Raw genomic sequence first — 20411 nt, 5'->3', positions numbered from 1 at the left:
CATGGAAGAGGGACGTCCGCCGACTACAATCCAGGCGATCGCATTGCAGTGCGCAATGCTGCGCCCATCCCGGCGGTCGAGTGGACTGGAGTATACCCGCCGCGCGGCCGCCGTCACCTGTGCAAACCCTCATGAACATTTCCACAGTACCCGCCGCGGAGGCGACCGAGGAGGCGCTGCAGGGCGCCTCCGACGCCGTGCGCGCCGCGCTGGCCGTCACCCGGCGCGGCTGCGAGGAGCTGTTGCCGGTGGCCGACTGGGTGCGCAAGCTGCGCCGCAGCGAGGCCACGGGCCAGCCGCTGCGCATCAAACTCGGGCTGGACCCCACTGCGCCGGACATCCACCTGGGCCACACCGTGGTGCTCAACAAGATGCGCCAGTTGCAGGATCTGGGGCACACGGTGATCTTTTTGATTGGGGACTTCACCAGCCTGATCGGCGACCCGTCCGGTCGCAACACCACGCGCCCGCCGCTGACGCCGGAGCAGATCAAGGCCAACGCCGAGACCTATTACAAACAGGCCAGCCTGGTGCTCGACCCGGCCAAGACCGAGATCCGCTACAACAGCGAATGGAGCGATGCGCTGGGCGCGCGCGGGATGATCCAGCTGGCGGCCAAGTACACCGTGGCCCGCATGATGGAGCGCAACGACTTCCACCAGCGCTTCACGGCGGGTACCCCCATCAGCGTGCACGAATTTCTGTACCCCCTGATGCAGGGCTATGACTCGGTGGCGCTGAAGAGCGACCTGGAGCTGGGCGGCACCGACCAGAAGTTCAACCTGCTCATGGGCCGCCACCTGCAGGCCGAGTACGGTCAGGAGCCGCAGTGCATCCTGACCATGCCGCTGCTGGAGGGGCTGGACGGCGTCGAGAAGATGTCCAAGTCCAAGGGCAACTACATCGGCATCACCGAGGACGCCAACACCATGTTCGCCAAGGTGCTGTCGATCAGCGACGAGCTGATGTGGCGCTGGTACACGCTGCTGTCCTTCAAGTCCGAGGCCGAGATCGACGCGCTGCGACGCGAAGTGGCGCAGGGGCGCAACCCCAAAGAGGCCAAGGTGATGCTGGCCAAGGAGATCACGGCGCGCTTTCACAGCGCGGCGGCGGCCGAGGCGGCCGAGCAGGATTTCATCCACCGCAGCAAGGGCGGTGTGCCGGACGAGATTCCGGAGGTCCGTCTTTCGCTGGGCGAAGGCGGCGCGCCCCTGGGCATCGCGGTGGTGCTCAAGCAGGCCGGGCTGGCGCCGTCCAGCAGCGAGGCCAACCGCCTGGTCGACGGCGCCGGTGTGCGGGTCGATGGCAGCGTGGTCAGCGACAAAGGCCTCAAGCTCGGGGCGGGCACCTATGTGGTCCAGGTGGGCAAGCGCAAGTTTGCCCGCGTGACCCTGGGTTGACGCGCCGGCGGTCGCCCTCACGGCCATGAACGCGGTTTGGCATCGCCTGACGCCCCAGCGGCTGCTCGCGGCCTCGGTGGGGGTGGCGCTGGCGACCATCCTGCTCAAGACGCTGGCGTGGTGGATCACCGATTCGGTCGGGCTGCTGTCCGATGCGATGGAGTCGGTGGTCAATCTGGCCAGCGCCATGTTCGGCCTGTGGATGGTGACGGTGGCGGCGCGGCCGGCCGACGACGAGCACCCCTACGGCCACCACAAGGCGGAGTACTTTTCCTCGGGGTTCGAGGGCATCCTGATCATCGTCGCCGCGCTGGGCATCATTTGGGCGTCGCTGGGGCGCTTGTGGGATCCGCAGCCGCTGCAGCGCCTGGATTGGGGCCTGGGGCTGTCGGTGTTGAGCTCGGCGCTCAACGGCGGGCTGGCGTGGGTGATGTTGCGCGCCTCGCGCGTGCACCGCTCGCTGGCCTTGGAGGCGGATGCCCGGCACCTGTTCACCGACGTCTGGACCTCGGCCGGCGTGGTGGTGGGCTTGGCGCTGGCCTGGGCGACGGGCTGGCTCTGGCTGGATGCGGTGGTGGCCATCGGCGTGGCCCTGAACATCGGCCGCGAGGGGGCGCATCTGCTGTGGCGCTCCAGCCAGGGGCTGATGGACGAGGCGGTCGAGCCGGATGTCCGCACCGCCATCGACGACGTGCTGGCCAGCTTTGCGCACCAGCGCAACGGCAGCGACATCATCCGCTTCGACCATGTGCACACGCGCAAGGCGGGTCAGCGCCGCTATGTGGACCTGCACATGCACATGCCCGCCAGTTGGACGCTGGGGCGGGCGGCCGCGTTGCGCGCCAGTGTGGAGCAGGCCCTGATGAGCGCCGTGCCGGGCTTGCGGGCCACGATCCAGCTCCTGCCCAGCGACGTCGAGGCGCACTTCGACGATCCGCGCGACCTCAAATGAGTCACGTGAGCGGCGACCGGCGATGAAGGCCTTGCTGCAACGGGTGCGCCAGGCGCACGTTGAGGTGGGTGGCGAGACGGTGGGGGCCATCGGCCCCGGTCTGCTGGTGCTGCTGTGCGCCGAGCCGGGCGACACCCCCGCCGTGGCCGAACGGCTGCTCGCCAAGATCCTGAAGCTGCGCATCTTTGCCGACGCCGCGGGCAAGATGAACCGCAGCCTGCAGGACGTCGGCGGCGGGCTGTTGGTGGTCAGCCAGTTCACCCTGGCGGCCGACACGCGCGGCGGCAACCGGCCCAGCTTTGCCGGCGCCGCGCCCCCCGCCGAGGGCGAGCGGCTCTACGAACACTTCGTCGCCGCGGCGCGCGCCTGCCACCCGCAGGTGGCGACGGGCCGCTTCGGGGCGGACATGCAGGTGCATCTGATCAACGACGGGCCGGTGACCATTCCCCTCGAGCTGCGGGCGTGAGCCGTCCGGCACCCGGTGCCTGGGGCTCGGTCTCAGGCACCTCAGGCGTCTGGCAGCACGATCCGCACCGTCAGGCCACCGCCGGGCGTGTCCTCGAAGTGGATTTGGCCGCCGTGCCGCTCGGTGACGCGCCGCGCGATGGTCAGTCCCAGCCCGCTGCCGTGGGGGGATTGGGCGAAGCCCGTGCCGGCGGTCGCTTTCTGTGCCGCATCCATGCCCGGGACGTGGTCGATGCAGCACCACTCCCAGCCGTCCGCCGTGCAGGGTGGCGTCGTCGGGCAGCGACACCTCCAGCCGCACGTCGGGCGCGGGGGCGCGCGCCATCAGTTGCGCGTGCAGCCGCACGGCCGCCAAGGGGGTGCGGAATTCGTGCGCGGCGCGCGACACCAGCCGCTCGAGGGGCTCCAGCGAGCGCCGGGTCGCCCCGCGCAGCATGGCCAGCAGCAGCGCGGCCAGCCCCAGCGCCACGGCGCACCCATTGCGCCCGGCAGCCCGCCCCTTGCAGCCCGAGTCGCAGGCCTTCTCCGATGGCCAGGTCGTCTTCGACGAGGAGCAGTTTCATGGCCGCACCGTCATGGCCGCAACAAAAAAGGGCGGCATGCGCCGCCCTGTGCCGTGCCCGTCGGGTTACTGCGCGGCGGCCTTGCGGGCTTTGTGCGACTTCTTTTTCGCGGGTTTGGCCTTTTTCTTCTTCTTGGCCGGGGCATTGGCCTGGGCGGAGACGGAAACCCCATCGGTCGCGGTCAACGGGCCCGCAAACGTGGGGGCCGAAGCCAGCAGACCGAGGGAGACCAGCGCGGTGGCGATCAGCGTTTTCATGAAGACTACTGATGGGGATGACCACCGACGGGACGTCGGTGTCGCCAGTGTCGCGGACCACCATTAAGCCAGGTTGAAGAAACGAACCCGGCGAGCCCTCAGCGCACCGTGTACGGGTTGGCAAAACCCAGCCGCGCCAGGATGGCGATCTCGCGCGCCTCCATCGCCTCGGCCTCGGCCTCGCCGCGCTCGTGGTCCCAGCCCTGCGCGTGCAGCGCGCCGTGCACCAGCAGGTGCGCGTAGTGCGCCTGCAGCGTCTTGCCCTGCTCGGCGGCCTCGCGCGCCACCACCGGCGCGCACAGCACCAGGTCGGCCAGCACCACCGGCTCGGCCTGGTAGTCGAAGGTCAGCACGTTGGTGGCGTAATCCTTTTGCCGCCAGGTGCGGTTGAGGCTGCGGCCCTCCTCGGCATCGACGATGCGCACGGTCAGTTCGGCCGGGCGCTCCAGCGCATGGCGCAGCCAGCGCGCTACCGCGTGGCGCGGCAGCGCGGCGCGGTGCGCCTCGTAGGCGTCGACGATGCGCGCCACCAGCGGGTGGCGCACCACGTCGGCGCTGGTCAGCCGCGCGAATGCGATGCCCGGCACGCGCCGCAGCACGCGCTCGGCGTCGATCAGGCCCGACAGCTGCGAGCGCGGCAGGTCGATCTGGCTGACGTCGCCGGTGACCACGGCCTTGGAGCCGAAGCCGATGCGCGTCAGGAACATCTTCATCTGCTCCGGCGTGGTGTTCTGCGCCTCGTCCAGGATCACGAAGGCGTGGTTGAGCGTGCGCCCGCGCATGAAGGCCAGCGGCGCGATCTCGATCTGCTGGCGCTCCAGCGCCTTCTGCACCGCCTCGAAGCCCATCAGGTCGTACAGTGCGTCGAACAGCGGGCGCAGGTAGGGGTCCACCTTGGCCGCCAGATCCCCGGGCAGGAAGCCCAGCCGCTCGCCGGCCTCCACCGCCGGGCGCGTCAGCACCAGCCGCTGCACCGCGCTGCGCTGCAGCGCGTCGACTGCGCACGCCACCGCCAGATAGGTCTTGCCGGTGCCCGCGGGGCCGATGCCGAACGTGATGTCGTGCCCGGCGATGGCGGCCAGGTAGCGCGCCTGGTTGGCGGTGCGGCCGCGGATCTCGCCGCGGCGCGTCTGCAGCACCGGCGCGGCCGGGTCGGCCTGCGGCGGCGGGCTGTCGCCGGCGAGCATCAGCTGCACCGTCTCGGCCGGCACCGGGTCGCGCGCGATCTCGTACAGCGCCTGCAGCACCTCCAGCGCCTGCGTGGCGGCGGCCTTGCGCCCCTCGACGCGGAAGTGGCCGAAGCGGTGCGTGATGCGCACCTGCAGCGCCGCCTCGATGGTGCGCAGGTGCGCGTCCAGCGGGCCGCAGACGTGCGCCAGCCGGCTGGCGTCGGTGGGGGTGAAGGCGTGGCGCAGGATCAAGGCGGATAATCCCCGGTGAGGTGGGCTGGCGAGGGCGCCGGCCCGGCGCGCCCGGCCACCCTGGTGGCGGTCGGGCGCGCAGCGGCGCAAGGTGGGGCAATGATAGGCAAATTGACGGGCACCCTGATCGACAAGCAGCCGCCGCAGATCCTGGTGGACTGCGGCGGCGTCGGCTACGAGGTGGAGGTGCCGATGAGCACCTTCTACGGTCTGCCGGCGCTGGGCCAGCCGGTGGCGCTGCTGACCCACCTGGTGGTGCGCGAGGATGCGCAGCTGCTCTACGGCTTTGCCACCACGGCCGAGCGCGGCGCGTTTCGCGAGCTGATCAAGATCGGCGGCGTGGGGCCGCGCACGGCGCTGGCGGTGCTGTCGGGCCTGAGCGTGGCCGAGCTCGCCCAGGCCGTGGCGGCGCAGGAGGCCGGCCGGCTCATCAAGATCCCGGGCATCGGCAAGAAGACCGCCGAGCGGCTGCTGCTGGAGCTGCGCGGGCGCCTTGCGCCCGACCTGGGGCCGGTGGCGGCCGGCGCGCCGCTGGACGATGCGCAGGCCGACATCCAGCAGGCGCTGCTGGCGCTGGGTTACAGCGAGCGCGAGGCCGCCGCGGCGATCAAGGGGCTGCCGGCCGGCGTCGGCGTGGCTGAGGGGATCAAGCTGGCGCTGAAGGCGCTGGCCAAGTGACGCAGGGTTCCAGACGAAGGCGGCAGGCATGACGATCGAGACCGATGACTTCGCGTTCGCGCCGCGGCAGCGGCTGGTGTCGGCAGCGCCCGAGTCCAGCCGCGAGGAGGCGCTGGAGCGCGCGCTGCGGCCCAAGGGGCTGGACGAGTACGTCGGCCAGGCCAAGGCGCGCGAGCAGCTGGAGATCTTCATCGGCGCGGCGAAGAAGCGCGGCGAGGCGCTGGACCACGTGCTGCTGTTCGGCCCGCCGGGGCTGGGCAAGACGACGCTGTCGCACATCATCGCGCACGAGCTGGGCGTCAACCTGCGCCAGACCAGCGGCCCGGTGCTGGAAAAGCCGCGCGACCTGGCGGCGCTGCTGACCAACCTCGAGCCCAACGACGTGCTGTTCATCGACGAGATCCATCGGCTCTCGCCGGTGGTGGAGGAGATCCTCTACCCGGCGCTGGAGGACTACCAGATCGACATCATGATCGGCGAGGGGCCGGCGGCGCGCTCGATCAAGCTGGACCTGCAGCCGTTCACGCTGGTGGGGGCCACCACCCGCGCCGGCATGCTGACCAACCCGCTGCGCGATCGCTTCGGCATCGTGGCGCGGCTGGAGTTCTACACGCCGGAGGAGCTCTCTCGCATCGTCACGCGCTCGGCCGGGCTGCTGGGTGCGCCGATCGAGCCGGAGGGGGCGCTGGAGATCGCGCGGCGCTCGCGCGGCACGCCGCGCATCGCCAACCGGCTGCTGCGCCGCGTGCGCGACTACGCCGAGGTCAAGGGCCAGGGTCGCATCACGCGCGAGATCGCGCAGCGCGCGCTGGCGATGCTGGACGTGGACCCGATCGGGCTGGACCTGATGGACCGCAAGCTGCTGGAGGCGGTGATCCACAAGTTCGACGGCGGCCCGGTGGGGCTGGACAACATCGCCGCCAGCATCGGCGAGGAGCCGGGCACGATCGAGGACGTGATCGAGCCGTACCTGATCCAGCAGGGCTACCTGCAGCGCACGCCGCGCGGCCGCTGCGCGACGCTGGCGGCGTACCGCCACCTGGGCGTGGCCCCGCCGGCGCAGGGCGGCGCCACGCTGTTCGACGACGGCGCCTGAGCGGCGCGCCGGCCGCCGCCGCGCGGGCGCGGCGTCAGGCCGCGGCCTGCTCGTCGCGCGGGCCGGCCTCGTCGGCTTCCTCCAGGTGGCGCGTGTCGCCCCAGGACAGCAGCGCAAAGCCGCTGTCGGCGGTCCACAGCAGGCGGTGGATGGCGGCGTTGCCCATCGCCCAGGCGCGCGGCGCCTGCAGGTCCACGCGCGCCGCGGCGCGGTACAGGATGTCCAGCACGCCGCCGTGCGCCACCACCGCGATCGCCTGTCCCGGGTGGCGCGCGGCCAGCTCCGCGAACGTCGCTTCCACCCGCGCGCGCAGCGCCAGCAGCGACTCGCCGCCGGGCGGGGCGAAGTCCGGCACGCGCGTCTTCCACGCGTGCACGACGTCGGGGTGCTCCTGCTCCAGCTCGGCCCAGGTGCGGCCCTGGAAGGCGCCGAAGTGGCGCTCGCGCAGGCCGGGGTGCGTCTGCACCGCCAGTCCGCGCTGGCGCGCGAGGGCCTCTGCCGTCTGCCGCGCGCGGCTCAGGTCGCTGCTGTAGAGGGCGTCGATCGGCTCATCGGCCAGGGCGGCGGCGGTGCGTTCGGCCTGCCAGTGTCCCGTGTCGTTGAGCGGAATGTCGATCTGGCCCTGAATGCGCGCATCGCGGTTCCAGGCGGTCTCGCCGTGACGAATGGCCAGAATGCGGGTGACGTGCATGAAGGTTGCCTTGCTCAGGGCCGATGGAACTGCCTAGAATGGTAGCCGCCTCGGTCAGCCCCGATCCCCGATGGCAGGCAGACCGATCCAGCCCCCAACCCCGTAAAGGCGTCTCCATGAGCGGCATCGCATTCCAGAAAGAAGTCGACGAACGGACCAATCTGACCGGCTCCAACAAGTTCGAGATGCTGTTGTTCCGGCTCGGCAAGGCGCCCGGGGGCGAGCGCGCGGAGCTGTTCGGTATCAACGTCTTCAAGGTGCGCGAGATCGTGGCCATGCCGGCGCTGACGGCCATGGCGGGCGCGCCGCAGCATGTGCTGGGCATGGTCAACCTGCGCGGCCAGGTCATCCCCGTGATCGATTTGCCGGCGGTCATCGGCTGCACGCCCGAGACGGGGCTCAACCTGATGCTGGTGACGGAGTTTGCCCGTTCTACCCAAGCCTTTGCGGCCGAGTCGGTGGAGGACATCGTGCGGCTGGACTGGGGCAAGATCCTGCCGGCCGACCACACGGCGTCGGTGGCGCGCGGGCTGGTCACGAGCATCGCGCGGCTCGACGACGGGCAGGGCGGCGTCAAGCTGGTGCAGGTGCTGGACGTGGAGTCCATCCTGCAGCGCGTCATGCCCAGCGAGGCCCTGGAAGTCAAGAAAGAGGACGTGGGCACCGGGCCGCGCCTCAAGCCCGGTGCGGTGGTGCTGGCGGCCGACGATTCCTTCGTCGCCCGCACCATGATCGAGCAGGAGCTCAAGGCGCTGAACCTGCCCTACATCATGACCAAGAACGGGCAGGAGGCTTGGTCCACCCTGCAGGATCTGGCCGCCGATTGCCGGGCCAAGGGCGTGCCCGTCACGGACCGTGTGGCGGTGGTGCTCAGCGATCTGGAGATGCCCGAGATGGACGGCTTCACCCTCACGCGCAGCATCAAGGGCGACCCGGCGCTGCGCACGATACCGGTCATCATCCACTCGTCCTTGACCGGCGACACCAACGAGCAGCATGTGCAGCGCGCCGGCGCCGACGGCTATGTCGCCAAGTTCGCGGCCAAGGAACTGGCCGAGACCCTGCGCCAGGTGCTGGCCAAGGCGGCCGCGTCGACGTGATCCACCACTGGGGATAAGCCCCCGGGACGGTTCAGGGCCGGGGCGCTTCGATGACCACGCGGCGCGGGCCGGGGGGCGGATCGGGAAAGCCCTCCAGCGCCGCTTCCAGCAGCGCGCGCCAGAGCGTCGGCGCATCGGCCCACGGGCCGTCCTGCGTGGCGCGGGTTTCGTACACCACCTCGCCGCTGCGGCGGTCGCGCACGGTCAGCGCCAGCTCACGCACATAGTAGGGCGGGCGCACCTGCCACTGCAGGCCGAGCGACGTGACGACCCCGCGGCCGACGATGACCTGGCCATACGGCATCCAGCCGGGGCGCGGCTCGGGGGCGTCCCACGGCGCGTAGGGGTACTTGACCGAGCGCGCGACCAGCTGCACGCCCCACGGCACGGCGCTGACCCCCGCCCCGGGCGCGGCCTCGGCGCGCTGCAAACCCTTGGCGGCCAGCAGCGGCTCGGCCAGCGACTCCAGGGCGTCCTGCTCGCGCATGGCGTCGCCGCTGCGCTGCGATGGCAGGCGCTCGAACAGGTAGCGGTCGCCGGTGGCGGGGCGGGCGGTCGGCGCCCAGGCCGCTTGGCTGCGCACGGTGTGCTCCAGCCGAAGCGGCGTGGCGCAGCCGCCCAGCAGGGCCGCGGCCGCCAGCAGCGCCCCCAGCCACCCCCATCGCCGGGCGCGTGTCACATCAGTCCTCCGGCGTCAGGGCGAACACCCGGCGTTCGGGGCCCGGTGTGGCGGGCGGGGCATCGTCCTCGTCCGGCGTGGCGGCAAAGGGCTGCGGCATCGGCAGTTCCTCTGCATCGAAGGCATGGTCGCCGTCCGCATCCGGGCGGCCGGTGGCGCGCACGCCGGCAAAGTCGTACAGCCCGCGGTCCATCAAATGGCTGGGGACCACGTTCTGCAGCGCCTTGAGCATGTTGTCGATGCGGCCGGGGAAGCGCCGGTCCCACTCGCGCAGCAGGTCGCCGACCTGTTTGCGCTGCAGATTGTCCTGGCTGCCGCACAGGGTGCAGGGGATGATGGGGAACTGGCGCACCTGCGCCCAGCGGATCAGGTCCTTCTCCGGCACGTAGGCCAGCGGGCGGATGACGACGTGCTCGCCGTTGTCGCTGACCAGCTTGGGCGGCATGCCCTTGAGCTTGGCGCCGAAGAACATGTTGAGCAGCAGCGTCTGCAGGATGTCGTCGCGGTGGTGGCCCAGCGCGATCTTGGTGGCGCCCAGTTCGCGCGCGACGCGGTAGAGGATGCCGCGGCGCAGCCGGCTGCACAGGCTGCACATCGTCTTGCCTTCGGGGATGACCTGCTTGACGATGGAGTAGGTGTCCTGCGTCTCGATATGAAAGCGGATGCCCAGGCCCTTGAGGTAGTTGGGCAGCACCTCGGCCGGAAAGCCGGGCTGCTTCTGGTCGAGGTTGACGGCGATCAGCTCGAAGCGCGCCGGCGCGCGCCGCTGCAGCCGCATCAGGATGTCCAGCAGCGAGTAGCTGTCTTTGCCGCCCGAGAGGCAGACCATCACGCGGTCGCCGTCCTCGATCATGCGGTAGTCGTCGATGGCCTGGCCGACCAGGCGGCACAGGCGCTTTTCCAGCTTGCGGTTCTCGAACGCGACGTCCATGGGGCGGAATGTGTGGCGGAATCGGTCGGCGATTGTCCCGCAAACGGCGCGCGTGCGCTCACCACTGACCGCATTCCATGCGGATCGCCACCTCGCAGTCGTCGAAGATTTCCAGTTTGGCGATGCGCACGCGCACGCCGATCACACCGGGCAGTTGCATCAGCCGGTGCGCGAGTTTGCCGATCAGACTCTCCAGCAGGTTGACGTGCTCGGCGGTGCACTCGTCGATGATGATCTGGCGCACCTTGCGGTAGTCCAGCACATGGTGGATGTCGTCGTCGTGCGGCATCAGCGGCTGAAAGCCCTGATTCAGCTCGGCATCCACCTGGATGGGCTGCGGCCCCTGGCGCTCGTGCTCCAGGATGCCCAGGTTGGCGTTGAAGCGCAGGCCGGTCAGCGCCAGCACCTGGCGGCCGATTTTCTGGCGCGCGGTGTCGGCGGCCGCGGCGGTGTCGGGGCGGGTCATGGCGGGCTCACCACGGGTTGAGGTGGACGCGCTCGACGCCGACGCTCTCGCAGTCGGGGTAGACGTCGGGCTTGCCGGTGGCCACGCGCACCGCCTGCACACCGGGCTGCGCCGCCAGCCGCGCCACGATCGCGTCGCACAGCGTCTCCTGCAGCTCGAAGTGCTGGCGCTCGGCCAGCTCGGCGATCACCTCGCGGATGAAGTCGTAATCCAGCGTCTCGCCGATGTGGTCGCGCGCCGCCGGCGCATGCGCCAGCCGCACGCACAGATCGACGTCGAACCACAGCCGCTGCGCGCCGGTGCGTTCGAAGTCGTGGATGCCGATGCGCACCGGCCGCTCGTGGCGGACCAGCCGCATGGCGCGGCATTCGGTGGCCAGCCGCGGGTCCAGTGCGGCGAAGGCGAGCAGGGCGGAACTCATGGCGCGTCGTCTCCCACCACGAACATGACATCGCGGGCCAGCGGCACCAGATGCTGGCCGTTGTCCACCGGCACCACGGCGCCGTTGAGGCTGGGGTTGTCGGCCAGAAAGGCGACGGTCTGGGCCACGCGCGCGGGGTCGATGGGCGCGCGCAACAGGTTGACGCAGCGCGCCCGCTGGAAATTGGCCTCCGACTGCGGGCCGCTGACGTAGATCAGCCCGGGCGAGACGCCGCACACCCGCACCCGCGGCGCCAGCGCCTGCGCCTGCAATGCCACCGTGCGCTCCAGCGCCAGCTTGCTGATGGTGTACGAGAAGTAGTCCGGGTTCAGGTTGTGCACCTTCTGGTCCAGCACATGGACCACGCTGTACGCCCCCGGTGCGGCGTCGATCGCCTGCGCGTCCGCCCCGTCCAGTGCCGACCACAGCGCCCGGCCGAGCAGCACCGGCACCACCGTGTTGACGCGCAACTGGCGCAGCAGCCCCTCCTCGGTGACGTCGGTGCCCGCGTCGGGCTCGAAGGTCGAGGCGTTGTTGACCACGCACCGGGGGATGGCCCCCGTGGCGGTGCGCACGGCGGCCAGCAACGCGTCTGCGGCGCCCGGGGCGTCCAGCGCCTGCGCCACGGCCACCGCATTCACCCCCAGGGCCTGCAGCTCGGCCACCGTGCGCTGCGCGGCGTCGGCCGAGCGGTGATAGTGCACCGCCACGTGCCAGCCCTGGCGGGCGAGGGCCAGGGCGATCTCGCGCCCCAGGCGCTGCGCGGCGCCGGTGACCAGAGCCCAGCGGGGTGTCGAGGGGACGGCAACGGTCATGGGAGGGGTCGGAACGTGCGGGTGCGGGGTGTCCGGGGGCGTCTGCGGCCATGAACGCGGCCACGATCACGGCGACAATTGGGGCCGATTATGCAAGCCGCACCGGGTGACCCCCAGGCGCAGGGGATTCTGCGCGAGCGCATCGTGGCCGAGATTGCCGCCGCCGGCGGCTGGCTGCCGTTCGAGCGCTTCATGGCCCTGGCCTTGTACGCGCCGGGGCTGGGGTACTACACGCGCGGCGCGCCCGTCTTTGGCACCGGCCCGGGGGATGGCAGCGACTTCGTCACCGCGCCCGTGCTGAGCGCGCGCTTTGGCGCCACGCTGGCGCGGGCGGTGGCGCAGGCGCTGCGGGCGACCGACACCCGTGCGGTGTGGGAGTTTGGCGCCGGCAACGGCGCGCTGGCGGCCCAGGTGCTGGCGGGTCTGGCCGCGGCCGACCCCGGGGGGGCTCAGGCCGTGCGCTACCACATCGTCGAGCTGTCGGCCGCGCTGCGCGAACGCCAGGCCGAGCGGCTGGCGCCCTGGGCCGACCGCGTGACCTGGCACGACCGCCTGCCGGACGCGCTGGAGGGGGTGCTGATCGGCAACGAGGTGCTCGACGCCATGCCCGTGACCCTGCTGCACCGGGTCGGCGGCCGCTGGCACGAGCGCGGCGTGGCGTGGGATGCGAGCGCCGCGCGCCTGGTCTGGGCGGACCGACCCACCGACCGCCGGCCGCCACTGGAGATCCCGGGCGAGCACGACTACCTGACCGAAGTGCACCCGCAGGCCGAAGCCTTCGTGCGCACCGTGGGCGAGCGTCTGCGGCGCGGGGCGGCCTTCTTCATCGACTACGGGTTTCCCGAGCACGAGTACTACCACCCCCAACGCGCGATGGGCACGCTGATGTGCCACCGGGCGCACCGCGCCGATGCCGATCCACTGAGCGACGTGGGCAGCAAGGACATCACCGCGCACGTCAATTTCACCGGCATCGCCCTGGCGGCGCAGCAGGTGGGGCTGGAGGTGCTGGGCTACACCAGCCAGGGGCGTTTTCTGCTGAATGCCGGGGTGCTCGACGGCCTGGACGAGGCGCCGCTGCCCGAGCGCGCCGCGACCCTGAAGCTGGTGCATGAGCACGAGATGGGCGAGCTGTTCAAGGTCATCGGCCTGGCGCCGCGCGCCAGCAGCCGGGGCTGGGTGCCGATGGGCTTTGCCCACGGTGACCGCACCCACACCCTGTGACGGAGGCCGCTCATGATCCGCTGGATGATCGTCATTTTTCTGGCCCTGGTGCTGATCAGTTGGATGACGCCGCTGCTACGCCGCCTGGGCTTGGGGCGCCTGCCGGGGGATCTGCACTTCCGCCTGTTCGGGCGCGAGTGGTTCATCCCGCTGACCAGCACCATCGTGCTGAGCCTGCTGGCCTCGGCGATCGCGCGCTGGATTTGACGCCCACGCGCTCGGGCGGGGTGGGGGTGGTGTACCCGCTGGGGTATCTCTTGAATCCGCCGCGTTGCACCCCATCTGAGGGGCATCACCGTTTTGCCTGGAGCGCTGCATGACCGCCGAGCCGCTGCACATCGTCTGTCCCCATTGCCACACCACCAACCGGGTCCGGGCCGACCAGCTCGACCAGGCGCCGGATTGCGGCCGTTGCCACCGCCCGCTGTTCGATGGGCACCCCGTCGCGCTGGATGCCGAGGCCTTCGAACGCCACGTTGGGCGCAGCCAGATTCCGGTGCTGGTGGATTTTTGGGCCCCGTGGTGCGGCCCGTGCCGCATGATGGCCCCGGCCTTCGAGGCAGCCGCGCGGCAACTGGAGCCGCGCGTGCGGCTGGCCAAGGTCAACACCGAGGACGAGCAGGGTCTGGCGGCGCGCTTTGGCATCCGCAGCATCCCGACGCTGGCCCTGTTCGTCGGCGGTCGCGAGGTCGCCCGTCAGGCGGGCGCCATGGGGCAGGCCGACATCGTGCGGTGGGTGGGGGCCGCCCTGGCCCGCGCGCAGTGAACCCCGCCGCCCGGCCCTGGCTGGGCGGCACTCAAGCCGCGAGTGCCGCGGCGACGGCGTGCTGGCGCGCGTGTTCGATGGCCGCCCGGATGCGCAGGCCCAGGTCGCGCGCATGGGGGTGGCGGGCCTGCGTCTGCTGCGCCACGGTGGCCGTGTCCACCGCCAGCGCCGCGCGCAGGGCGGCCCGCAAGCGGGTGGCCTGGGGGTAGGGGTGCGCTTCGTGGTGCAGGCGCCCGCGGGCATCGCATTCGCAGGCCAGCAGCACCTGTTCGAACCGCTCGGGGCGGCGCAGCGCATCGCACCGCTCCAGCAGGCGCAGGGTGGCGGCGGCGCCCAGCGTGTCGCAGCGGTGGATGTGGCCATGCTCGCGCGCCACCACCTCGGCCAGCTCGCGGCAGTCGCGCGGCACGCGCCAGCGCTCGCTCACCACGCGCAGCAGTTTGACGCTACGCTCCTCGTGGCCGATGTGGCGGGGCAGCACGTCCCGCGGTGTCGTGCCTTTGCCCAGGTCGTGGCACAGGCAGGCATAGCGGGTGGCCAGCGGTGCGCCCAGGCGGGCGCTCATGTCCAGCACCATGCCCACATGCACGCCAGTGTCCACCTCTGGGTGGTAGTCGGCGCGCTGCGGCACGCCCCACAGGCGGTCCACCTCGGGCAGCAGCACGCGCAACGCTCCGCACTCCCGCAGCACCGCCAGCATGCGCGAGGGGCGTTGCTCCATCAGCCCGCGCGAGAGCTCCTGCCACACCCGCTCGGGCACCAGGTGGTCCACCTCGCCGTGTTCCACCATCGCGCGCATCAACGCCATCGTCTCGGGCGCCACGGCAAAGTCGGGCCAGCGCGCCGCGAAGCGCGCCATGCGCAGGATGCGCACTGGGTCCTCGGCAAAGGCCGGGGTCACATGGCGCAACACCTTCTCGCGCAGATCGCGCCGGCCGCCATAGGGGTCGATCAGGCGTGGATCGGCCGGATCGAAGCGACCGTGCGCATCCAGCGCCGCGGCGGGCAGTGCCATGGCGTTGATGGTCAGGTCCCGCCGCGCCAGGTCCTGCTCCAGCGTGACGCCGGGGTCGGCGAAGAAGTCGAAGCCATGGTAGCCGCGCGCGGTCTTGCGCTCGGTGCGCGCCAGCGCGTACTCCTCGCGCGTGATCGGATGCAGAAAGACGGGGAAGTCCCGCCCCACGGGCAGAAAGCCCTGCGCCACCATCGCCTCGGGCGTGGCGCCGACCACCACCCAGTCGCGGTCGGCGTGGGCGGCGCTGTCGGGCCGCTGGTGCGCCAGGTGAAAAGCCCCAAGCAAGCCGTCGCGCACCGCGCCGCCGACCAGGTAAATCTCCACCGCGGCTGTCGTCAGGCGTACTTTTCCAGGATGCGCGTGGAGCGTTCGACCTCGCGCATCGTCTCGTCGTCGGAGACGGCCACCGACTCCATCACGGAGCAGGCCATCATGCGAAAGAAGGCCTTGTCCATGGCCTTGCGCGCCGCCGACATCTGCTGGGCGACGTCCTCGCACGGGCGGCCGGATTCCACCATCTCGATCAGGGCGCGCACCTGGCCCTCGATGCGCTTGAGGCGGTTGACCACGTCCCGCTGGTGCTCGTTGCGGTAGCGCGACGGCGGCGAGTCGGGCCGGTTTGCTTCGGCCGAGCGGCAGTCGCCGCTTGCGGTGGAGTCACTCATGTCGACGCCCTTCGGGTATTCGCTGTGGGACCACGAGTGTGCCAAAAAACCGCCGTGCTGGGCAGGACGCCGGCCGCGGCGTGGAGCGTGGTCACCGACTTGAAGCCCTACCCTCTAGGGTAAATGCCGATGCGGTTGGCCCGCCGGTCTCGCTAAGCCGTCACCGTCTTGATTTAAATCAAAGCCCCCCAGGGGCGCAGGAGCGAGAGGACATGAGCCCATTTCGTCAAACCTGGCGGTGAGGAGCCGCCGCGCTGATGCTGGTGGTCAGCGTGGGCGCCACCACCGGCTGCGGCACCGTCGCGACGATCGGCAAGCTGGAGGACGGCGCCGGCGCCGAGATCTTCCGCCCCTACCGCGACGCGCAGTTCGTCGGACAGACGCCGGTGGTGGAAAGCGGCCGCACGGCGTTCCCGATTCCGGCATTCGGCACCAACGTCAAGCTGTCCGAGAAGCTGGCGCTGGGCGTGACGGTGTACGGTAACGGCGGCATGAATACCTCGTACGCGCCGTTTCCCAATGGCGTCAACCTGATGGGCGGGCAGGGCAAGTTGGGCGTGGACCTGATGCAACTGATCGTCGCGCCGACGCTGGCCTACCAGGTCGCCGACGGGCATGTGCTGGGCATCTCGCCGCTGCTGGTGCTGCAGCGCTTCGAGGCCTACGGTCTGCAGGGCTTTTCGATGATGTCGCAGTCGCCTGGCGACGTCACCAACCGCGGCAAGGACACCAGCACCGGCATCGGGGTGCGCCTGGGCTATTTCGGCAAGCTCGGCGACCGCGTGACGGTCGGCGCGGCCTATTCGCCCAAGACCGACATGAGCCGTTTCGACAAGTACAAGGGGCTGTTCGCCGGCGGCGGCGACTTCGACATCCCGGAGAACTACGGCGTTGGCGTGGCGGTGCAGCTGACCCCGGCGCTGACGGTGGCGCTGGACGCCACGCGCGGCAAGTACGGCGGCGTGCCGGCGATCGCCAACGGCAGCCTCAGCCAGGTGATGGCCGGCCAGCCGCTCGGGGCGGCGGCCCCTTTTTTACCGGCGTTGATGCGCGGTGCGGCGGATGGCGATCAGGGGATCGGCCGGGCCGTCCAGGTCCAGATAGCGGGCCGCCACCGGTTCCACCGCGCTGGGGGTCAGGCCCAGGTCGGTCAAGGTCGGCAGGGTGCCGCTGGCGACGTTGTCCACCTCCATCGAGCGCAGGTTGTCGATGCTCAGCAGCGGCTCGCCCGGCATCAGTTCCATCAGCAGCGCCTGGAAGTAACCCAATGCCCGCGGCAGGCCGATCACCGGCCGCGGGTGGCCGCTCAGCCGTCCGGCCAGCCGAACCAGGTCGGCCAGCGTCCAGACCTCCGGGCCGACCGCCTCGAAGGTGCGGCCAATGGTGTCGTCGCGCTGCAAACAGGTGACGATGGCCTGCGCCACGTCGCCCACCCACACCGGCTGAAAGCGCGCATCCGCCCGGGCCAGCGGCACCACCGGCAGGCTGCGCTGCAGCCGCGCGAACAGGTTCAGGAAGCGGTCCTCGGCGCCAAAGATGACGCTGGGGCGCAGCACGGTCAGGGCCAGGCCGGCCGTGGCGATCTGCTGCAGGACGGCTTCGCCCTCGCCTTTGGTTTGCTGGTAAAGGGACGGCCCCGCGGGATCGGCGCCCAGCGCGCTGACGTGCACCAGCCGGCGCACATGGGCCGCCAGCATCGCCTCGCCCAGCCGCTGCGGAAAGCTGACATGCACCTGCTCGAAGCGGCGCCGGTTGCCCTGCAGCACCGCGATCAGGTTGACGACCGCATCGTGGCCGGGCAGCAGCCGCTCCAGCACGCGGTCATGGTGCACGTCGGCCGTGACCACATCCACCATGGGCAGCATTTGCACGGCCTTGGCGTGTTCGGGGTGACGGGTCGGCACGGTGACGCGCACGCCCAGGCGGGTGAGTTGTTCGCAGACGTGGCGGCCGACAAAGCCGGTGCCGCCCAGTACCAGCACGTGTTTCATGGTGTCCTCGTTACGCAGGGGCCGTATCGGGCGCTGCGGCCGCCGTCACGGCAGATCCGTGTCAGGCGCCCGGGCCGTCGCCAGACGGGGGCCGATGCGCCCCAGCCGGCTGCTCAGGCGCTGCGGCTGACCGGTCAGGATGGCGGCGTAGACCGTGGTGTTCGACAGCACCCGCTTGACGTAGTCGCGCGTCTCGTCGAACGGAATGTTTTCGATCCACACCGCGGCTTCCAGCTCCGGCCCTTGGCGCCATTGGCGCGGGCGTCCCGGCCCTGCATTGTAGGCCGCCGCCGCCATCGCCATCGACCCCTCGAAGTCGTCCAGCGCCAGCTTGAGGTAGGCGGTGCCGATCTGCACATTGACCTCGGGGTCGGTGATCTGGCTGGGTTCGAACCCGTTGAGGCCGATCTTGCGCGCGGTCCAGCGCGCCGTGGCGGGCATCACCTGCATCAGCCCCGACGCCCCGACGTGGGAGCGCGCATCGCTGACGAAGCGGCTTTCCTGCCGGATCAGGCCGTAGACATAGGCGGGGTCGAGCCCGATCTCGCGCGCGCGGCGCACGACCAGCTCGCGCAGCGGCATGGGAAAGCGCTGCGCCATGTCGATGGCGTCGCGGGTGCGGCTGCTGGTGTTGATGCAGCGGTCCCACACGGCCCGCTCGCACGCCCATTCCGCGGCGGCCAGCAGCTCGCGCTCGCTCAGCCCGCCGGGGGTGTGCAGCGCGATTTCGTACTGCCACTCGCGCACGCCTTCGCTGCGCAGCCCCAGCTCGATGGCCAGCAGCGCCCGCTGCAGGCCGGCGTTGGCCCGGATGGCCGCGCGCTCGGCCGGGGTGGGCGGCGGCGGGGCGGGCGGCAGGGTAAAGGGCTGCCCCAGCGTCTCGGCGGCCAGTTTTTCGTAAAAACCGGCGCTGCCGGCGATGCGGGCATACGCCTCGCGGGCGGCGGCGGCGTCTTCGGGCCGGCCGCTGGCGTGCAACGCGCGCGCCAGCCAGTAGGTCCAGGTCGGGTCCTGGCGCTGTTTGTCGCCCATGTGCTCGATGGTGCGGCGCACGGTGGCCCAGTCACCGGCGCGCAGGGCGGCGCGCACCTTCCACGCCCGCCAGTCGTCGGGCAGCAGGGCGTCGTCGGCCCGGGCAAAGTGGCGCACCGCATCGTCCGACAGCCGCAGAGCGGCCCGTTTGCCGATGGCACCCCAGATCCAGGCCCGTTCCTCGGCGGTGAGCTGGGCGCGCCAGCGCAGGTGCGCGGCCTCCTCCGCGGCGGCGGACGGGTCCTGCGTGGCCAGCCGGATCAGCGCCAGGGTGACGATTTCCTTGGTCCGGTGGCGCAAAGCGGTCACCTTGTCGTCCAGATAGCGCTGCGGGGACTGGTAGGCCCGCTCCACCAGCGGCACCCATTCGGGATTCAGCAGCCCGACCGCCTGCGTGGCGATGGCCAGCCGCCCCGCCTCCACGCCCAGGCGCGCGCGCTGCCAGGCCACATCCGGCGTTAGCGCACCGGCCTGGATCAGCCGCCCCGCGGCGGCGGCACAGCCGGGTGCGGCCGCGCGCTGTGCCAGCCAGGTGTCGCGCACCTCGGCCGCGATGTCGCCCGGGGCGACCAAGCCGGTCTCCAGGCGCGCCAGCGCGGTGTAGCAGCGCACTTCGGCGTCGTCGTTCATGCGGAAGGCCGCCACCTCCTGCAGCAGCGTCGGCCAGTCCCGGCGCGCGCCCAGCAGCAGCAGCCAGTCGTTGCGCAGCCGGTCTTCCCAGTAGGTGCCGCGCCAGCGCGTCAGAAAGAGGCGGATATCGTCCGCACTCGCGACGTCCAGCCGCACCCGCAGCGCCCAGTAGGCGGCCAGCGGCTCCAGCGGATGCCCTTGCACCTGCGGCAGCAGGCTGGCCAGGCGGCTGGCCTCGCCTTTCTGGAAGGCGGCGCGCATCTCGGTCAGCGCGCGCTCCGCGGCTGCCGCGCGCGCCGCCGTGTCGCTGGCCGCCCACAGCGGGGGGGCGCCCAGCAGCGCCACCGCGACGCAGGCGAGTGCCGCCCAGCGGCGGGACGGTAAGATGGCAGCGGCCTCTGTCGTGACCCCCGCGACGGTGTTGCCCCAAGCCAGCGCCCAGCGGCGCACATGTACCAGACCCATAAAGGCGATTATGGAGAACATCGACCCCGAACGCCAGGGCGAGGAGACCGATCCCGCAGCCCGCAAGCGGCAGTGGCGCCAGCGGCTGGTGGCCGAGCGGCTGCGCCTGTCCGACCGGCTGGCGCGCAACGAGGCCTTGCAGCGCGTCATGCGGGTGTGGATGGTGGAGCGGCCCGATGCGGTGATCGGGGCCTACTGGCCGATCAAGGGCGAGTTCGACCCGCTGCCCGCGCTGCACCGTTGGCAGGAGGCCGCCAACGTCGAGGACGCCTCCAGCGCCCGGCAGCGCCGCCGCATCGCCCTGCCAGTGATCGACAAGGTGGCGCAGACGCTGCGCTTTCATGTCTGGTACCCCGGCTGTCCGATGGAGGAGGACGCCTACGGCATCCCCAAGCCCAAGGACACCGAGGTGGTCGAGCCGACGCTGCTGTTCGTGCCCTGCGTGGGGTATGGCCCGGGCGGCACACGCCTGGGCTACGGGGGCGGCTTTTACGACCGCACGCTGGCGGCGCTGCGCCCCCGCCCGTTCACGGTCGGGCTGGCGTATGCGCACGGCTTTTTGCCGTGGTTGGCGCCGGAGCCGCACGATGTGCCGCTGGACGCCATCCTGACCGATCAGGGCGTGGCCTGGCCGATCGATTGACCGGTGGCGGGGTGCCCGGAGCGCCCGTGCCGCCCCGGCCGGGCT

At 71.2% G+C, this 20411-nt stretch carries 22 protein-coding genes and 2 pseudogenes; 11 read left to right on the top strand and 13 right to left on the bottom strand.

Translation table 11 applies throughout. From position 1 onward, the window contains the following. The first annotated feature begins 131 nt into the window (after nt 1-131). Genes tyrS through dtd form a run of 3 tightly spaced genes read left to right on the top strand, consistent with a single transcriptional unit; the run spans nt 132 to nt 2818 of the window. A complete protein-coding gene (gene tyrS, locus Tfont_RS09900) occupies nt 132-1400 on the top strand; it encodes a tyrosine--tRNA ligase (RefSeq protein WP_143969303.1) in 1269 nt (422 codons plus the stop codon). A 25-nt stretch (nt 1401-1425) separates the two neighbouring features. After that, nucleotides 1426-2352 carry a cation diffusion facilitator family transporter gene (locus Tfont_RS09895; protein ID WP_143969302.1) on the top strand — a complete coding sequence of 309 codons (927 nt, stop codon included), beginning with the start codon at nt 1426-1428 and terminating at the stop codon, nt 2350-2352. Between the two features lie 22 nt (nt 2353-2374). Then, nucleotides 2375-2818, top strand: a complete 444-nt coding sequence (gene dtd, locus Tfont_RS09890; protein ID WP_068606782.1) for a D-aminoacyl-tRNA deacylase — start codon at nt 2375-2377, stop codon at nt 2816-2818. A 41-nt stretch (nt 2819-2859) separates the two neighbouring features. On the opposite strand, the pseudogene Tfont_RS09885 reads toward dtd, so the two are convergent. From Tfont_RS09885 to ybeY, 3 genes and pseudogenes are all read right to left on the bottom strand, one after another. Beyond that, nucleotides 2860-3060 (bottom strand): annotated as a pseudogene (locus Tfont_RS09885) (sensor histidine kinase); the annotation flags it as partial. A gap of 385 nt (nt 3061-3445) precedes the next feature. Continuing rightward, on the bottom strand, nt 3446-3637 hold the full coding sequence (locus Tfont_RS09875) for a hypothetical protein (RefSeq protein ID WP_068606784.1): 192 nt from the start codon (nt 3635-3637) through the stop codon (nt 3446-3448). Nucleotides 3638-3735: 98 nt separating this feature from the next. After that, complete coding sequence (gene ybeY / locus Tfont_RS09870; protein ID WP_143969301.1) at nt 3736-5058, bottom strand: rRNA maturation RNase YbeY; 1323 nt, start codon at nt 5056-5058, stop codon at nt 3736-3738. Nucleotides 5059-5157: 99 nt separating this feature from the next. Between ybeY and ruvA the strand changes: the two genes are divergently transcribed. Next, on the top strand, nt 5158-5736 hold the full coding sequence (gene ruvA / locus Tfont_RS09865; protein WP_143969300.1) for a Holliday junction branch migration protein RuvA: 579 nt from the start codon (nt 5158-5160) through the stop codon (nt 5734-5736). Between the two features lie 28 nt (nt 5737-5764). Then, entirely contained in the window at nt 5765-6832 is a 1068-nt protein-coding gene (gene ruvB / locus Tfont_RS09860; protein WP_143969299.1) for a Holliday junction branch migration DNA helicase RuvB, read from the top strand. Nucleotides 6833-6866: 34 nt separating this feature from the next. Here ruvB and Tfont_RS09855 read toward each other — a convergent pair whose 3' ends face one another. Next, nucleotides 6867-7523: a histidine phosphatase family protein gene (locus tag Tfont_RS09855; RefSeq protein WP_068607123.1), complete on the bottom strand. Its 657-nt coding sequence runs from the start codon at nt 7521-7523 to the stop codon at nt 6867-6869. Nucleotides 7524-7639: 116 nt separating this feature from the next. On the opposite strand from Tfont_RS09855, the gene Tfont_RS09850 reads away from it, so the two are divergent. Beyond that, nucleotides 7640-8623: a chemotaxis protein gene (locus Tfont_RS09850; protein ID WP_068607124.1), complete on the top strand. Its 984-nt coding sequence runs from the start codon at nt 7640-7642 to the stop codon at nt 8621-8623. Between the two features lie 31 nt (nt 8624-8654). Here Tfont_RS09850 and Tfont_RS09845 read toward each other — a convergent pair whose 3' ends face one another. From Tfont_RS09845 to Tfont_RS09825, 5 genes are read right to left on the bottom strand one after another with little or no spacing between them, the layout of a single operon-like run. After that, nucleotides 8655-9302: a DUF4136 domain-containing protein gene (locus Tfont_RS09845; RefSeq protein ID WP_068607127.1), complete on the bottom strand. Its 648-nt coding sequence runs from the start codon at nt 9300-9302 to the stop codon at nt 8655-8657. Between the two features lies 1 nt (nt 9303). Further along, on the bottom strand, nt 9304-10233 hold the full coding sequence (ttcA, locus tag Tfont_RS09840) for a tRNA 2-thiocytidine(32) synthetase TtcA (RefSeq protein ID WP_143969298.1): 930 nt from the start codon (nt 10231-10233) through the stop codon (nt 9304-9306). Between the two features lie 58 nt (nt 10234-10291). Next, the gene (locus Tfont_RS09835; RefSeq protein ID WP_068607129.1) at nt 10292-10699 is read right to left on the bottom strand and encodes a dihydroneopterin aldolase; all 408 of its coding nucleotides are present in this window, start codon (nt 10697-10699) and stop codon (nt 10292-10294) included. A 7-nt stretch (nt 10700-10706) separates the two neighbouring features. After that, the gene (locus Tfont_RS09830; RefSeq protein ID WP_143969297.1) at nt 10707-11120 is read right to left on the bottom strand and encodes a dihydroneopterin aldolase; all 414 of its coding nucleotides are present in this window, start codon (nt 11118-11120) and stop codon (nt 10707-10709) included. After that, nucleotides 11117-11935 (bottom strand): SDR family oxidoreductase, encoded by an 819-nt coding sequence (locus tag Tfont_RS09825; protein ID WP_068607132.1) that lies wholly within the window; start codon nt 11933-11935, stop codon nt 11117-11119. Before Tfont_RS09825 ends, Tfont_RS09830 begins: the two co-directional genes overlap by 4 nt. Nucleotides 11936-12025: 90 nt before the next feature. On the opposite strand from Tfont_RS09825, the gene Tfont_RS09820 reads away from it, so the two are divergent. The 3 genes from Tfont_RS09820 to trxC all read left to right on the top strand — a co-directional run bounded on the left by Tfont_RS09820 (nt 12026) and on the right by trxC (nt 13925). Next, the gene (locus Tfont_RS09820; RefSeq protein ID WP_068607134.1) at nt 12026-13159 is read left to right on the top strand and encodes a class I SAM-dependent methyltransferase; all 1134 of its coding nucleotides are present in this window, start codon (nt 12026-12028) and stop codon (nt 13157-13159) included. A 12-nt stretch (nt 13160-13171) separates the two neighbouring features. Beyond that, complete coding sequence (locus Tfont_RS09815; RefSeq protein WP_068607136.1) at nt 13172-13366, top strand: DUF2905 family protein; 195 nt, start codon at nt 13172-13174, stop codon at nt 13364-13366. A gap of 109 nt (nt 13367-13475) precedes the next feature. Beyond that, the gene (trxC, locus tag Tfont_RS09810) at nt 13476-13925 is read left to right on the top strand and encodes a thioredoxin TrxC (protein WP_143969296.1); all 450 of its coding nucleotides are present in this window, start codon (nt 13476-13478) and stop codon (nt 13923-13925) included. A gap of 31 nt (nt 13926-13956) precedes the next feature. Here the strand turns inward: trxC and Tfont_RS09805 are convergent, their stop codons facing one another. Both Tfont_RS09805 and Tfont_RS09800 read right to left on the bottom strand, forming a co-directional pair. Further along, on the bottom strand, nt 13957-15264 hold the full coding sequence (locus tag Tfont_RS09805) for a multifunctional CCA addition/repair protein (protein ID WP_143969295.1): 1308 nt from the start codon (nt 15262-15264) through the stop codon (nt 13957-13959). An 11-nt stretch (nt 15265-15275) separates the two neighbouring features. Further along, nucleotides 15276-15605, bottom strand: a complete 330-nt coding sequence (locus tag Tfont_RS09800; protein ID WP_082955302.1) for a metal-sensitive transcriptional regulator — start codon at nt 15603-15605, stop codon at nt 15276-15278. Nucleotides 15606-15862: 257 nt separating this feature from the next. On the opposite strand from Tfont_RS09800, the pseudogene Tfont_RS15070 reads away from it, so the two are divergent. Continuing rightward, a pseudogene (locus Tfont_RS15070) lies at nt 15863-16393 on the top strand (OmpP1/FadL family transporter); the annotation flags it as partial. A gap of 246 nt (nt 16394-16639) precedes the next feature. Here Tfont_RS15070 and Tfont_RS09790 read toward each other — a convergent pair. Both Tfont_RS09790 and Tfont_RS09785 read right to left on the bottom strand, forming a co-directional pair. Beyond that, nucleotides 16640-17596, bottom strand: coding sequence for a complex I NDUFA9 subunit family protein (locus Tfont_RS09790; protein ID WP_143969294.1), 957 nt, complete (start codon nt 17594-17596; stop codon nt 16640-16642). A 45-nt stretch (nt 17597-17641) separates the two neighbouring features. After that, nucleotides 17642-19723: a lytic transglycosylase domain-containing protein gene (locus Tfont_RS09785; RefSeq protein ID WP_143969293.1), complete on the bottom strand. Its 2082-nt coding sequence runs from the start codon at nt 19721-19723 to the stop codon at nt 17642-17644. 10 nt (nt 19724-19733) lie between these two features. Here Tfont_RS09785 and Tfont_RS09780 point away from each other — a divergent pair, with 10 nt between their 5' ends. Then, nucleotides 19734-20366 (top strand): 5-formyltetrahydrofolate cyclo-ligase, encoded by a 633-nt coding sequence (locus Tfont_RS09780; protein WP_068607145.1) that lies wholly within the window; start codon nt 19734-19736, stop codon nt 20364-20366. Nucleotides 20367-20411 lie beyond the last annotated feature (45 nt).

This window comes from Tepidimonas fonticaldi, from assembly GCF_007556755.1.
GTDB classification, from domain to species: Bacteria; Pseudomonadota; Gammaproteobacteria; order Burkholderiales; family Burkholderiaceae_C; genus Tepidimonas; species Tepidimonas fonticaldi.
The sequence above is the reverse complement of the archived record's forward strand: the minus strand, read 5'-3'. Positions and strand labels throughout refer to the sequence as shown.